This window comes from Massiliimalia timonensis, from assembly GCF_900186585.1.
Classification (GTDB): Bacteria; Bacillota; Clostridia; order Oscillospirales; family Ruminococcaceae; genus Massiliimalia; species Massiliimalia timonensis.
Genome location: NZ_FYDD01000004.1, coordinates 261231 through 275962 on the forward strand (window position 1 = coordinate 261231; position 14732 = coordinate 275962).

Annotated in this window: 16 protein-coding genes and 1 tRNA gene; 12 read left to right on the top strand and 5 right to left on the bottom strand. The window is 47.1% G+C overall.

What is annotated here, in order from left to right; genetic code table 11:
• Positions 1–241 precede the first annotated feature (241 nt).
• The 3 genes from greA (at position 242) to CIB36_RS09050 (ending at position 3116) form a co-directional block, all read left to right on the top strand.
• Positions 242–721: a transcription elongation factor GreA gene (gene greA / locus CIB36_RS09040; protein WP_178085783.1), complete on the top strand. Its 480-nt coding sequence runs from the start codon at positions 242–244 to the stop codon at positions 719–721.
• A 78-nt stretch (positions 722–799) separates the two neighbouring features.
• Positions 800–2257 (top strand): lysine--tRNA ligase, encoded by a 1458-nt coding sequence (lysS, locus tag CIB36_RS09045; RefSeq protein ID WP_093989983.1) that lies wholly within the window; start codon positions 800–802, stop codon positions 2255–2257.
• Positions 2258–2318: 61 nt separating this feature from the next.
• On the top strand, positions 2319–3116 hold the full coding sequence (locus tag CIB36_RS09050; protein ID WP_154825571.1) for a hypothetical protein: 798 nt from the start codon (positions 2319–2321) through the stop codon (positions 3114–3116).
• Between the two features lie 95 nt (positions 3117–3211).
• Here CIB36_RS09050 and tadA read toward each other — a convergent pair whose 3' ends face one another.
• From tadA to CIB36_RS09065, 3 genes are all read right to left on the bottom strand, one after another.
• Complete coding sequence (gene tadA, locus CIB36_RS09055) at positions 3212–3685, bottom strand: tRNA adenosine(34) deaminase TadA (RefSeq protein WP_093989251.1); 474 nt, start codon at positions 3683–3685, stop codon at positions 3212–3214.
• A gap of 11 nt (positions 3686–3696) precedes the next feature.
• The gene (locus CIB36_RS09060; RefSeq protein ID WP_093989252.1) at positions 3697–4770 is read right to left on the bottom strand and encodes a CPBP family intramembrane glutamic endopeptidase; all 1074 of its coding nucleotides are present in this window, start codon (positions 4768–4770) and stop codon (positions 3697–3699) included.
• Positions 4771–4851: 81 nt separating this feature from the next.
• Entirely contained in the window at positions 4852–6207 is a 1356-nt protein-coding gene (locus CIB36_RS09065) for an MATE family efflux transporter (RefSeq protein WP_093989253.1), read from the bottom strand.
• A gap of 148 nt (positions 6208–6355) precedes the next feature.
• On the opposite strand from CIB36_RS09065, the gene CIB36_RS09070 reads away from it, so the two are divergent.
• Positions 6356–6430: transfer RNA gene (locus CIB36_RS09070), tRNA-Arg, on the top strand.
• A 113-nt stretch (positions 6431–6543) separates the two neighbouring features.
• Positions 6544–7176, top strand: a complete 633-nt coding sequence (locus CIB36_RS09075; protein ID WP_093989254.1) for a flavodoxin family protein — start codon at positions 6544–6546, stop codon at positions 7174–7176.
• 47 nt (positions 7177–7223) lie between these two features.
• Here the strand turns inward: CIB36_RS09075 and CIB36_RS13315 are convergent, their stop codons facing one another.
• Both CIB36_RS13315 and rpsT read right to left on the bottom strand, forming a co-directional pair.
• Positions 7224–7379: a hypothetical protein gene (locus CIB36_RS13315; protein ID WP_158662645.1), complete on the bottom strand. Its 156-nt coding sequence runs from the start codon at positions 7377–7379 to the stop codon at positions 7224–7226.
• 182 nt (positions 7380–7561) lie between these two features.
• Positions 7562–7825 carry a 30S ribosomal protein S20 gene (rpsT, locus tag CIB36_RS09080; RefSeq protein WP_093989255.1) on the bottom strand — a complete coding sequence of 88 codons (264 nt, stop codon included), beginning with the start codon at positions 7823–7825 and terminating at the stop codon, positions 7562–7564.
• Positions 7826–7994: 169 nt separating this feature from the next.
• On the opposite strand from rpsT, the gene gpr reads away from it, so the two are divergent.
• From gpr to CIB36_RS09115, 7 genes are all read left to right on the top strand, one after another.
• Positions 7995–8858 carry a GPR endopeptidase gene (gene gpr / locus CIB36_RS09085; RefSeq protein ID WP_093989256.1) on the top strand — a complete coding sequence of 288 codons (864 nt, stop codon included), beginning with the start codon at positions 7995–7997 and terminating at the stop codon, positions 8856–8858.
• A gap of 59 nt (positions 8859–8917) precedes the next feature.
• Positions 8918–10033, top strand: coding sequence for a stage II sporulation protein P (gene spoIIP, locus CIB36_RS09090; RefSeq protein WP_093989257.1), 1116 nt, complete (start codon positions 8918–8920; stop codon positions 10031–10033).
• A gap of 32 nt (positions 10034–10065) precedes the next feature.
• The gene (locus tag CIB36_RS09095; RefSeq protein WP_093989258.1) at positions 10066–10281 is read left to right on the top strand and encodes a hypothetical protein; all 216 of its coding nucleotides are present in this window, start codon (positions 10066–10068) and stop codon (positions 10279–10281) included.
• Between the two features lie 122 nt (positions 10282–10403).
• Positions 10404–11132 (top strand): class I SAM-dependent methyltransferase, encoded by a 729-nt coding sequence (locus CIB36_RS09100; protein WP_093989259.1) that lies wholly within the window; start codon positions 10404–10406, stop codon positions 11130–11132.
• A gap of 29 nt (positions 11133–11161) precedes the next feature.
• Positions 11162–11551, top strand: coding sequence for a GntR family transcriptional regulator (locus CIB36_RS09105; protein WP_093989984.1), 390 nt, complete (start codon positions 11162–11164; stop codon positions 11549–11551).
• The gene (locus tag CIB36_RS09110) at positions 11548–12447 is read left to right on the top strand and encodes an ABC transporter ATP-binding protein (RefSeq protein ID WP_093989260.1); all 900 of its coding nucleotides are present in this window, start codon (positions 11548–11550) and stop codon (positions 12445–12447) included. Before CIB36_RS09105 ends, CIB36_RS09110 begins: the two co-directional genes overlap by 4 nt.
• On the top strand, positions 12422–14680 hold the full coding sequence (locus CIB36_RS09115; RefSeq protein ID WP_093989261.1) for a DUF998 domain-containing protein: 2259 nt from the start codon (positions 12422–12424) through the stop codon (positions 14678–14680). Before CIB36_RS09110 ends, CIB36_RS09115 begins: the two co-directional genes overlap by 26 nt.
• Positions 14681–14732: the final 52 nt, after the last annotated feature.

Consider the following 14732-nt stretch of genomic DNA (forward strand, 5'->3'; position numbering starts at 1 on the left):
GTGACCTCCTTTCGTTGATTCGGAAGGAGGTTTTTTGTGTTCATATTTTATTACCATAATTTTTATAAAAATCAGTGGAAAATAAAAATTTTTTTGGGTAAGATAGAATCATTCTTGGAAATGAAAAAGTGCTTGACAGTAAGTTCTGATTTTTGTATAATTAAAATATTGTAGACTAGTATACCTATACCTAATAGCAGGGATATAATTTTTGTGAAAGAATGCACAGGGGGATATTAACGTGGCTGTGAACAAACAGATTACCTTAACCAAAGAGGGGCTTTTAAAGCTGGAAGAAGAGCTGGAAAACTTGAAGATCGTCAGACGAAAAGAGGTATCCGAAAAGATCAAAGTCGCTTTGTCTTTCGGCGACCTGTCTGAAAACAGCGAATATGATGAGGCCAAAAATGAACAGGCAATGGTAGAAGCACGGATCAACGAGATCGAGGCTCTTTTAAAAAATGTTGTAGTTGTCAATGACGATGAAATCTCTACCGATGTTGTTTCTGTAGGCTGTACCGTTACTTTAAAATGCCTGAAAAATGGAAAAGAGGAAGCTTATAAGATCGTTGGATCTACAGAAGCTGCGCCGCTGCAGAAAAAGATTTCCGATGAATCGCCGGTAGGAAAGGCAGTCATCGGCCATAAGGTTGGAGATGTTGTAGACGCGGAAGTTCCTTCCGGTGTGATCCAGTACGAAATTTTAAATATTTCAAAATAGACAGCGTGTTGATGAAATGAGGAGAAGTGGAACGTGAGCCAAGAAGTTGAAAATAATGTTCTTCCAACTGCGGAAGAAATGAGTGAATTTTTAAAGGTAAGACGGGAAAAGCTGGCTGAATTGCGGGAAAACGGAAAAGACCCGTTCCAGATCACAACATATCATGTGGATGCCTATGCAAAGGATATCAATGACAAGTTTGATGAATATGAAGGCAAGATGGTTTCCATTGCGGGACGCATCATGTCAAAACGCGGAATGGGAAAAGCTGGGTTTATTGATGTAGCAGATCATTCCGGACGGGTCCAGTCCTATGTTCGCAAGGATCATGTTGGGGATGAAGCCTACGCTGATTTTAAAAAATACGATATTGGAGATATAATCGGGATTAAGGGCGAGGTATTCCGTACCCAAAAAGGGCAGATTTCTGTAAAAGCGGAGGAGATCCTTCTTCTGTCTAAATCGTTGCGTCCCTTGCCGGAAAAATGGCATGGCCTGAAGGATCAGGACACCCGTTATCGGCAGCGTTATGTGGATTTGATCGTAAACCCAGAAGTAAAGGAAACCTTTATCAAAAGAAGCCGGATCATCACCGAGATCCGCAAATTCTTAGACGGGTTGAACTTTGTGGAAGTGGAAACTCCGGTGTTACATACCGTGGCAGGCGGTGCTTCTGCCCGCCCGTTTATCACTCACCACAATGCGCAGAATATGGAGATGTATATGCGTATCGCGCTGGAACTGCACTTAAAACGGCTGATCGTCGGTGGATTTGATCGTGTTTATGAACTGGGGCGTGTATTCCGCAACGAGGGAATGGACACCAGACATAACCCGGAATTTACTTTGTTGGAACTGTACCAGGCATATACGGATTATCACGGCATGATGGATATTACTGAAAATATGATCCGTACCGTAGCGCAGAACGTGCTGGGGACGACAACCATCCAGTATGGGGAGCACACTCTTGATTTAGGAAAACCATTTGAACGAATCACCATGGCTGATTCAGTGAAAAAATACAGCGGTGTTGATTTTTCGGAAATTAAAACCGTAGAAGATGCCCGCGCTGTGGCAAAAGAACATCATATTGAATATGAAGAACGTCATTTGGTAGGCGATATTCTAAACCTGTTCTTTGATGAATATGTAGAACACAACCTGATTCAGCCGACCTTTGTGACCGATTATCCAGTTGAGATCTCGCCGCTGGCAAAGAGAAGCCCTAAAGATCCTTCTATCACAGAACGATTTGAATTATTTATCGTGGGTAGAGAGCACGCAAACGCATTCTCTGAATTAAACGACCCGATCGACCAGAAAGAACGTTTTGAACATCAAGTAGAATTGAAAAAACAGGGTGACGATGAAGCGGCTGATATGGATGAAGACTATATCAATGCCTTGGAATATGGGATGCCTCCGACCGGGGGACTTGGAATTGGCATCGACCGCTTGGTAATGCTTTTGACTAACACAGAGGCGATCCGGGACGTATTGCTGTTCCCGACCATGAAACCATTAAAGGACTAGGCTGATTCGGACACCGCAGAAGCAGGTGTCCGTTTTTGCAAAAGGAAAGGAAGATGACCTGATGGCAGAACAAGAGCACACAGATCTGGAGAGGCTTCAAAAGCGGAAACGGCAGGAGGCCGCACTGCGTAAGCAGATGCAGTATATCAACAGCCTGTCGCCGGAAGATAGAGAAAAAATCTATGCCAAAAAGCATCGTCCTGCAGAACATATTGAGCCTAAGACATTTAAAGAAAAATGGGCTAACTATTGGTATCATTACAAATGGCTCACCTTTGGCTGTGTTGCGGCAGTTCTAATTGGCGGGTTCTTCGTGTACGACATGGTGACCAAGGAAAAGTATGATATGAGCATCATGATGATCACCAAAGATTACTATGATTCGGAAAGTGTGGGTGCCTATATCGATAAAACTGCGCAGTATTGTCCGGATACAGATGAAAATGAAGAGCAGAACATTAGCTTTATGGCTATACAGATGGACCGGGAAAACAGCGAACAGGCGGATCCCAATTTCTATATGGCGCAGTTTGTCAAAATGACCTCCAGTATTTCGGAGGGGATGGACGCTGTTTATCTGATGGACCAGGACAATTATGATTTCCTGACACAAGAGGAAGGCGACGTAAAATTTGTAGACTTGAGCCAGTTCTCTGATAATGAGAATGTAGAGGGTGACAAGTACTATATTAAAAATGATGCCTTACTAGGGGATGTAGATGCTGGAAACGATTTGTTTTTGGTGCTGCGTGCTCCCGATGACATGCCAAACATCGATAAAGATGATGTGAAAGAACTATATGAAACTTCTAAAGAGTACCTGATCAATTTGATGAACCAGACTCCGGTAGAAAAATAAAAAAGCCGTCCCAAATTTTGGGACGGCTTTTTCAGCGCTATATGATATTTGCAGAGGAAAAACAAAAAGGATGAAATCTTTCAAATAAAAGGCTTTTATCTAGAGCCAGCCTTTCGTTTTTCCCGCAGCTGCCGGAAAAAATCAGAAAGCAAAGTCGCGCATTCCTGCTCCAATACTCCGCCTTCACATTCCGGCTGGTGATTGTAGGGAAGGGCGAAGAGATCTACTAAAGAACCGCAGGATCCGGCCTTGGGGTCATATGCCCCGAATACTACCCGGTCGATCCGGGAATTGATAATGGCACCCGTGCACATGGGACAGGGCTCCAGCGTGACGTACAGGGTGCAGCGGGGAAGTCGCCAACCGCCAAGCGTATCACACGCGGCATGGATCGCCAGCAATTCAGCGTGTGCAGCAGCATTTTTGTGTGTTTCCCGCAAATTATATCCCCGGGCTATGATGTTGCCATCTTGAACGATCACAGCCCCTACAGGGACCTCCCCTAAGGCAAACGCCTTTTTTGCTTCTTCGATCGCGGCCAGCATAAACTGGCGGTCTTGCTCTGTCATAATCCCTCCTGCTACCCGATGATCTGGATGTACGGTACAATGTATAAGAAAGCAAGGACAACTACCATCCAGAACCCAAAATTGCTGACAAAGGTCTTGATCTTAGCGCGGTTTGTCAAATAGGTATCCTCGCTGTAGATCTGAAACGCAAGATCATCATTCCGGACAAACCAAGTGAACAAAAAGAGCGCAAGAAGCAAAAGGCCTGCCGCAATGAGGCAGAAAACCTTTGCGGCAAAGTCCTCTGGGAAATAGACATTCAGCAGGCTCAGAACAATAAATAAGCTTTTTAGGGTAACGCTGGCGGCAATGGGGGACCAGATACTGCCGGAACGGACGGTGAAATAAGATAAGGCTAGTCCCATAATAAAGGCATATACCATTTTGTCCACGCTGGGCTGTACCAGAGTATATAACACGGTGGAAACAGCGATCGCAATAATATCGCCAAAACGGCGCATTGCGTGCAGAACTGCGCCTCGGAACAAAATCTCCTCCAAAAATGCAGGAACCAGTGCGCTGGAAACAAAATAAAGAACAAATGCGCCTAAATTCGCTGGCGGTTGCGCCTGGTCCTGTAAGAGGATGACGCCGCCTGCCTGTAACACGCCTACAAATATCCGGGAAAGAAGATAGGCCATGATCCCTGTTCCCAACAAAATCAGCACGCTGTAGCGGGTGGTCCCAACGTTTGGCTTTGATAAGAAACGTCCGACCCCGCCCATCCTGCGGTTAAACAAAAGAATAACGAGCGCAGGCAGCCCTAGGTAAACGGCATTGGTCAGGATCTCAACCATCTGTGCCGAAACGATAGACATGGTCACCACATTGGTCAGCGGATTGATCACAATATCAAGCCCGCATAAAGAAAGCAGGTTTACGATCGGCGCGAAGGACACCGCCCGTAAAAAGAAAAGAAGAAGGGTGGAAAACAGCAGGATATTGTATTGGATCGTCAAAGCCTTATGTTCTGCCTGCTGAGGTGTTTCCGGAAGGAACCCCAGACCGTTTACATAGGTCACCTGTTTTGGCGCCTGCGGCGGTGTGGAAAACCGCTGTTCATGCTCATCATAATTAGGATCCATGCCGTTACACCCCCTTCTTGCAGAATTATTCTTATTATAACATAAAAAGCCGGTTAAAAAAACCGACTTTTTATGAACAAACTATCGAGTTAATTGGCGGATCCACCGGAAGCGGTTGACCTTTGGAAGAGCTACCAAACACTTGGCGATCTGGTCGCTTTTTAAGATCCAAAAAACGGCTAAAGGCGACCAGTTTAAGACAAATGCCGCCAGTGCAGAAAGCGGGAGTACTAAAAGCCACATAAAGATAGAATCATTGATAAATACGAACTTGGTATCTCCGCCTCCCCGGACGATCCCGGTCAGGCTGGCACACTGATAAGCAGTCCCCACTACAGTAATGCAAAGAACATTGATGAAATCTCCCGCCATGTCGCGGGTCTGTGCAGAGATCGAATAAAAATCGAGGATCGGCTCTTTTACCAAGAACAGCCCCAGCCCGGTCAGTACGCCGATCCCAAGAAACAATAGCTGCATGGTACGCGCATATTCCTTGACATGGGGAATATCCCCTTCCCCGACAGTACGGCCCGTAATGACAGCCGCAGCACTGGCGGAGCCATAGGTCACTACCGTCAGCACTTGGAATACAGTAGCGGCAATACTGTTTGCCGCGATTGCCACCGAGCCAAGATGCCCCAGGATCGCTGCCTGTACTGCCATGGCTACACCCCAAAGCATATTGGACATGATCACAAAGGCGCCTACCCGGATATAGTCGGAGAACAATTCCCGGTCAAAGGAGAGGAAGTCCGAAATTTTCATCTTGACCTTTTTATCTACTACGAACAGATAAAATACAACGACACCGGTTTCGATGATCCGGGATACCAGCGTCCCGATCGCTGCCCCTCGGATCCCCAGTTCTGGAGCGCCGAATTTCCCGAAGATAAACATATAGTTGAGCCCCATATTGACAAATAAGGCGATCAGGGAAACCACAACACCAATTCTAACTGTTTCCACCCCGCGTAATCCGCAGATAATGGTATTGGTAATGCAAAAGAAGAAATAGGAGAAACAGACGATCTGCAAATAGGATTTTGCCTCTTCAATCACAGCCTGATCGTTAGTAAACAGACTGAGCACCGGCACCGGGAAGAAGAAAACGATTGCCCACATCAGGCCGCCCGCTAACAGCCCCAATTTGATGCCAATACTGAAGATGCGGCGGATCGGTTCAATTTCCTTTTTCCCCCAATACTGCGCGCATAAGATCACAACGCCTTCCCCGATCCCCATGGTCAGCATCTGAAGCAGATATTGGATCTGGTTGACGATCGCGGCGCCGGAAAGCGACACCTCAGCGTAGGAGCCCAGCATGATGTTGTCCGCTAAGTTGACAGAACAGGTGATTAGATTTTGAAGCGCAAGGATTAAGGTCATCAGGAAAAAATCCTTGTAAAAGCTACGGTTTTTGGTCAGTAATTTTGTCATATTTTGTTCCTCTTCTTTATTGTTCATACAGTAATGATTATATCAAAGCCCCCGATCAAATTCAAGCGAAAAACCCGGGACAAAAAGAATATTTGCATTTTTTGAAAAACCCTGCTATAATAAAATGGAATTTGTAACAAGGATATTTGCCCCCGTAGTTAAATGGATATAATAGCCCCCTCCTAAGGGGTAGTTATCAGTTCGATTCTGGTCGGGGGTGCCAGCAGTAAAAAAGGAACTTCTATTTAGAAGTTCCTTTTTTCATTATCTTGACAAATATGGTATAGTAAAAGTATAAACGGAGTAACAAAGACAACAGAGAAAGGGCGAACGGCGATGAAAGTATTATTGGTAAACGGCAGTTCCAAAAAGAAAGGCTGTACTGCTACCGCGCTGGCCGAGGTGGAGCAGGAGCTAAACCGGGAGGGGATAGAAACGGTTTGGTTTCATGTTGGAAGCCAAACTGTCAGAGGATGCATTGGATGCGAGCAATGTCACAAAGTGCGAAAAGGGGAGTGCGTATTTGGTGATGAGGACGGTGTGAACGAGCTGATCTCTCTGGCAGAGGAATGCGATGGGTTTGTGTTTGGCTCACCGGTACATTTTGCCGCGCTTTCCGGCAGCATTACTTCTCTGCTGGACCGTGTCTTTTACGCTTCTTCCAAATCCTTTTACTATAAACCTGCCGCCTGTCTGGTAAGCTGCCGCCGGGCAGGTTCCACTGCGGCGCTGGAGCAGCTTTTGAAATACCCTTCTTTTGCAAGGATGCCGGTGGTATCTTCCCAGTACTGGAATATGGTGCACGGGAATACCCCTGACGAAGTGCGGCAGGACTTGGAGGGCCTACAGATCATGCGCACGCTGGGCAGGAATATGGCTTGGCTACTGCAATGTATCCAAGCCGGTAAGAAGGCAGGGGTCTCTTACCCGGAACAGGAAAAACGGGTCGCAACAAATTTTATTCGGTAAGGATAAAAAGACGGCATGGAAAGGCTTCCATGCCGTCTTTTTTGTTTTTAAGCCAAACCGCAATCGTCATAATCCTTCCATTTTTCATGGTAGGCGCGATCGCTCAAAAAACGATATACTAAGTACAGGGCGGCAACCACCACTCCTACTAAACCTAATACCAGTGAAACAACTGAAAATGCGTTGGAACCCTTTTTTTCCATAGCGGATGCTCCTTTCTGCTCCCTTGTCCTAATCATACCCAACTTTTTGGGCGGTGTCAACAGCCTGTATAGAAATTTTATAAATATTTAAGGAAATCCTTGATAAAGATAAAAAAAACAGACCATAGAAGTTGTTGGGTGAGAGGAAACTTCTTTGGTCCGGTTTTTATTTTGATTTATACTTATGCGTTGCTTTTGTTCAGTTTTACTGCAAGCTGAGATTTTTTTCTTGCCGCACAGTTTTTGTGCATCAAGCCTTTTGCGCAAGCCTGGTCAATGCGTTTGATTGCAGCGGTAACAGCTTCCACTTTGTTTTCAGCATTGGTATCGATTGCAACATTCGCAGTTTTCACAACAGTTTTTAGGTTGGATTTCAACGCCTTATTTCTAGCAGCTTTGGTCTTGGTTACCAGAACTCTTTTCTTTGCGGATTTAATATTTGGCATTACAAGCACCTCCTTAACATAAAACCACAGTTTTTACACACAATAGTTTTGTTTCTTTCCATAATCTAATTGAGACACGTTTAGACTATGACAGCACTTAATATCTTAGCACCTTTAGGACAAGATTTCAAGTGTTTTGAGAAAAATTTTTTTAGATTGGAGATATTGTATGAGTATCAGAACAGATTTGGCAATTGAATGTATTGATTTTGCCAAAGAGGCACTTCCCAAGGGGGTTCATACCACTCGCATGGAGGAAAACGGAATCACTGTGAATACCGTTGAGATCCGTGATGAGGAGGCGGCCGAACAGCTTTCCAAACCGGTGGGGCGTTATGTAACGATTGAGACTTCCGGGTTTGAAGCAGTGTCCGCACAATTTGAGGCCGAGGTGCAAGTGATCGCACAGCAGATCAGAACGTTTCTTCCCCAAAAGGGAAGATCCTTTTTGATCGTAGGACTGGGGAATTCTGATATTACACCGGATGCCCTTGGCCCGCAGGCGGTACGGTACATCTTTACGACCCGCCATATCGGCCGGGAGATGGCTGAACGGCTGAATATGCCAGACCTGTCCGCAGTCAGCGCAATCGCGCCCGGCGTTTTGGGACAGACCGGAATGGAAACGGCGGAGATTGTGACCGCCTTGTGCGGACAGATAAAGCCGGACCTCGCGATCGTGATTGACGCGCTCGCCTCTGGGAGCGTGGCGCGGCTGGGGAGTACGATCCAGCTTTCTAATACCGGCATTTCGCCCGGTTCCGGCGTGCTGAACAAACGCAAGGAGTTAAGCCGGGCGACTCTGGGCGTTCCGGTGCTTTCCATTGGAGTGCCCACTGTTGTGGACTTAGGTACCATTGTGCGCGAGCTTTCTGACCGGCCAGCCGCAAGCTCCGCCGGGGAAACGATGATGGTGACCCCGCGCGGCATCGACAATTTGATCGAGCACGCCTCTAAAAGCATTGCCTATGCGATCAATATGGCGCTTCAGCCGTCATTATCTTTGGAAGAGATCGCGGCGCTGACAGCATAAAATTTTTCCTCCTGTCATAAAAATAGGATATTGGAGTCTAAAAGGCAGGAGGAATCGATGTGAAAAAACTTCATCGGAAAAAGAATGTGCTTACCGGAATGATCGTGAAAATGACTGCCCTTGGCTTAGGTGTGGCTCTGGTGCTGATAACGGCGCCCACATTAGCGGGGAAGCTGTCCAATTTAACAGCGCTATCGGCCGGGATTTCGTTTTGGGACGGCAGCATTGGCCTGCCGGCGGAAGAAGAGATCACCGTAACGGAAAATAAAATCGACGACCTCCCCATCAATCACGACGCAGGGCTGCTGACCATGCCGGATGACCCGGAGCCCAGCGAGGAGCCGGACACAGAGGAAACGTCGGCACAGACCTCAGAAGAGGAGCCGCCTAAAAAACCGGATGACGCAGGGAAAATCATCCGCAAGACCTTTGAAGGAGCCGGTGTAAATTTGGGTACCGGATATTTGAAAAATCAAACCTCGCTGTCCACTAAGGAGATTCAAAAGCTTGCCAAGGCCGACCTGCCGTTTGAACTGACAGATACTGACGAGCCGCAGGTTTTGATCTACCACACCCATGCAACAGAAAGCTATATGCCTTATCTATGCGATTGGTTTGACCCCTCGTGGAAAAGCCGCAGCACCAATGACGATAAAAATATGACTGCGGTGGGCGATGTGCTGCAAAAGAAGCTGGAGGATGCGGGGATCGGCGTAATCCATGACAAGGAGCACTATGATGCCTCCTATACCGGCGCGTACGATCGCTCCCGGGTAATGATCGAAAAATATCTGAAGCAATATCCGTCTATTAAAGTGGTATTAGATGTTCACCGTGACGCGATCGGAAACGATCCCATCACTGCTCCGGCAACTACGATAGAAGGGAAACCAACCGCCCAGGTCATGATCATTTCCTGTGCGGGGACCAAAAGCAAGAAGATCCCGAACTACAAGAAAAACCTGACTTTTGCCGCACAGCTGCAAAACCAGATGGAAAAAGACTACCCCACCCTTACCCGGCCGATCCTGTTTAGCAACCGGCACTATAATCAGGACCTGTCTACCGGCGCATTGTTGATTGAAGTAGGAAGTCACGGCAACACCTTAAATGAAGCCAAAAATGCGATCGGGTTCGTGGGGGATTCTTTGATCCATTTATTAAAAGGGCAGTAAGAACGTGATTAGAAAGAAAAGGACTGTAAAATATGAGAACAAAAAAATGGCTGTTCCCGGTTTCTTTAGGGATTTTGATCGTACTTTTTGTGATCGGGCTGGGCATAGTTTACCTAAAACAATGGGAAGCAGTTCATGGAGAAAATATGCTGGAGCAGGTCTCCCTTTCCCTGCCCGGTTGGGACCAGGTCACGGGATATTTGCACGCGCAGTTTCAAGCCCTGCTGGAATGGGTAAAAAATCTGTAAACGGAGCCCCTGTCTTTATTGACAATAGAAGAAAAGAAGTATATACTTTAAAGTGTACTATTTCGCATAGTACACTTTTTTGTTTGTATGGGAAGACCTTTACGAAAGGGGTGAGAGTTTCCGTGAAAGAAAACAAGTATGACGAGCCTGTATTTTTTGAAAAGTACAGCCAGATGGGACGCTCTGTGCAAGGGCTTTCTGGGGCTGGCGAATGGCCGGCGCTGAAAGCGCTGCTCCCCGATTTACAAGGTAAGCGGGTCTTGGATTTAGGCTGCGGATATGGCTGGCACTGTGTCTATGCGGCGGAGCATGGCGCTGAGTTTGTTCTGGGAACTGATATCTCGGAAAGGATGCTGCAGGTTGCCCGGCAGAAAACGCAAAGCCCGGCGGTGCGGTATTGCCGAACCGCGATGGAGGATCTTACCTGTGAACCGAAAAGCTTTGATTTGGTGCTCAGCTCCTTGGCGTTTCATTACATAGAAGATTTTGAAATGATGGTAAAAAAGATCTATTCCTGGCTGCCCATAGGCGGGCTGTTCCTTTTTTCAGCGGAACACCCTGTATTTACAGCGCAGGGCGCGCAGGACTGGGTCTATAACGAAAAAGGGGAGATCCTTCACTTCCCGGTGGACAATTATTATTATGAAGGAAAACGAAGCGCCACCTTTTTGGGTGAACCAGTTGTAAAATACCATCGGACGCTGACAACTTATCTGGAAACATTGATACGGCAGGGCTTTCAGATCCGGCATGTGGTAGAACCCCAGCCCCCGGCCGAGATGCTGGAGCTTCCGGGAATGAAGGATGAAATGCGTCGGCCGATGATGCTGATCATTTCTGCACAGAAGTGATGAAAAAAGAAAAAGGAGGAGATCGCATTTTGATTGATTTGGATTTTCGCAGCAGAAAACCGATCTATGAGCAGATCTGCGACCGGATCAAGGAACTGATTGCAGTAGGACAGTTAAAAGAAGGCGAACAGCTTCCTGCGGTAAGAAACCTTGCCAAAGAGCTTGGGATCAATCATAACACCATCCAAAAGGCATTTGCCATGTTGGAACGGGAAGGCGTGATCCATTCCGTAGCGGGAAAGGGTTCCTTTGTCAGCGCAGGAAATACCAACCGGGAGCAGTTTCACCAAAAGGCCTTGCTGGAGATCGGTAGGGTGATTGAAAAGAATTGGGTGTATTCTGTGACGCTGGAGGATGTCCGGGGGATTGCGGAACAAATTTCCCAGAAATATCAGCAAAAACAGGAGGATGCAACATGATACAGATGACGGATGTCGTAAAGGTATTTGGGGAATATGCCGCTCTGAACCATCTGGAATGTACCATTGAACGGGAAACCATCTATGGGTTGGTAGGGCCAAACGGTTCCGGGAAATCCACCATGCTGCGGCTGATCGCGGGTATTTACCGGGCAGAATACGGCACGGTATGTATTGATGACGAGCCTGTATTTGAAAATGTGGCGCTGAAAAACCGGATTTTTTATCTGTCCGATGAACTTTACTTTTTGCCGCAGGCATCAATGAATTCCATGGCAAAGTTTTTTGCCGGATACTATGACCACTTTAGTTATGAAGTTTACCACAGCCTGTGCGAGATTTTTCCGCTGGACCCCAATAAAAAGATCTCTGCTTTTTCAAAGGGGATGCAGCGGCAGGCCGGCCTTATTTTAGCGCTGTCCTGCCAGCCTAATGTTTTGCTGCTGGATGAAGCCTTTGACGGCTTGGACCCTGTGGTGCGAAATGCCGTCAGACGGCTTTTGGTTAACTATGTAGCGGAATATAACGCAACGGTGGTCATTTCCTCCCATAACCTGCGGGAGCTGGAGGACCTATGCGACCATATCGGGCTGCTGTACAAGGGAAAACTGCTTTTGGATAAGGATTTGGATACGTTGAAGCTGGGATTGTGCCGTTTTCACTGTGGGTTTAAAAAGGCTCCTTCCCGGGGGGAACTGTCAAAATTAGATTTGCTGAAATTTTCCTGCAGTGGGAACCTGATTACCTTAACGGCACGGGGAAACCGGGATGAGATCGAAGAATATCTGGAATCCTTTTCCCCAATGTTCTTAGAAGCGCTGCCGCTGACATTAGAGGAAGTATTCATTCAGGAAATGGAGGGTGTCGGATATGATTTTAACCACGTCGAATTTTGATGCAAAACACAGGACCTCCCCGGCGGCAAATCCATTTCGGCATACCTATCTGCACGAATTGTCGCACAATATCCCGATCATTGTGATCATGTGCCTGACCGCAGTCTGCTTTTTGATTTTGCCGGCGGTGCTGAGTTTGGTGGATCAAAACCTGACCCCGGTTACAGAAAGTGGCGTTGTGGCAAGCATGAATCAAACCGCAGACGACACTGCGCGGGAAGTAGTAAAACAGTATGTGTTTGGCGTACGGCCGGCTTCCATTTTGTTTTTCCCAGTTATGGCCTTTGTTTTGTCTTTAGTCCAGTTCTCCTACCTTACGAATCGACGTGCCATAGATGTGTTTGGAACACTGCCGATCCGGCGCGGGGCGATGATGCGTGCCAAGATGTTAGCGGGTGTTACTATTTTGGCAGTACCGGTGGCACTGTCTTACCTTGTGATCTTTTTCTGCAATCTGATCATTGTCGGGTTCCACCAGTATCTGATCCTTGAATTGCTTGTCGTGCTTTTAAACGCGCTGGTGGTCATGTTGCTGCCGTATGGTTTGACAGCGCTGATCTCAACCATCTCCGGCACGATCATGGAAAATATTTTATATCCCTTGGCTCTGCTGAGCGCACCAGTCATTCTGTATGGTTTTATCATGGAAGTGATCCGATACACCATGTTTGGTTATGCAGGCGAAGCCGCGAATCATTTTGTGCTTGCGCTTCTTTCTCCGTTCTGCGAATTTTTTGCGGATGATGGGTGGTACCTGGTCAATCATGGGATCACACAGACTTTGCTGGAACAGCAGGAGCTAGGGGTGGGGACAACGTTCCTTTCCCTTGTGTCCCAGAATCTGATTGTCATGGGTATTTGGCTGGTGATCTCAGCAGGCCTAATGGCCGCGGCCGTCTTTGGTCTGCGCCGGCGTAAAAATGAACGGGCAGGGTTAAAGGGCGCTTCCCGCGTACTCAACCATATTGCATGCTTCTTGGCCGCCCTGATTGGCGGGGCGCTGGTACTGGCTATCTTCAGCGTCGGATTTTTAGGGACCGCCTATTATAACCTGCGTTATGTATGGTTCTTTGTGGCGATTCTGATCACTTTTGTGGCTTATCAGCTGATCGTGTTGCAGTCTGTAAAGGCGATGCTGAAAACCTGGCCGCTACTGCTTGTGTGTGTGGTGCTTGGCTCTGGATTTGTCACCTTTGTGGAAACCGATGCATTTGGCGCATACACAAAAATTCCGGAGGAATCCCAGGTACACATGGTTTCGATTGATTATTCCGGAATCATGGGGACAACCAGAAGTACCGAAACGCTGCAGAGCGACAGACCGGTCTATTACAATGATCCAGACCTGATTCAAACTGTGCTGGAGTTTCATCAGCAGGTGGTCGAGGATCGTATCCGGGAACCGGGAAATTATCAGGCGATCCGCTTGGAATATAAATTGAAAGACGGTTCTTCCATGGTTCGGCAGTATACAGCGGATACGCAAAAAGCGGCCGAGATCCTGGCAACCTTGAATGAGAACGATTCTTTCCTGTCAGAGAACCATGTTATCTTTACCAATGACTTGAGCGGGTATGATATCGTTCAGGTTTCTGACCCATATTATACAGTCATGAATGAACTGACGACGGAACAGATCGACCTGGAGGCGCTGCAGCAGGCTTTACAGCAGGATGTAATGGAGCAAACTCTGGAAGATATGCTGGATCCGCAGGAACCGGAGATCGGCTGGATCCATTTGTGGAAAAATGAACCCGAGGACCTCAATGAAGAGGAAAACTGGGATGAATGGAACATGTGGAACGAAACCGCGGAAATGTCTATTTTGGTAAAGGGGAGTTATCAAAATACGATTGCATACTTAGAGTCGATCGGGGCGATTGATTTGATGCAGCCGGATTATACTGCCGTACAGGACCTGTTGATCGTCAGCCCAACAGAAGACGGCGGATTTGATTCGTTGAGCTTGTATGGGAATACCGACCCAACACTGAGCTTGTTTACCAAGAACTGGCTGTCCGGGCTGGTCCTGCCGGAAGAATTTGATGGCTGGATCACGGAGACTATACCGGAAGCTGATGCCAACCGGCTTTCCGATGCGTATCAGGATCCGGATAAGGTACAGTCTATTTTAGAAGATTGTTATAACCAGCATGGGTATGATGAAAACTCCTGTGTTGTTTATGTGAAAACAATGAATGCTACGAGCGAGTTAATTTTGCCTAATTCGTAAAATGTTTGCAAAGGTGTACAGATAATTGTTGTCTGTACACCTGTTTTGTTGT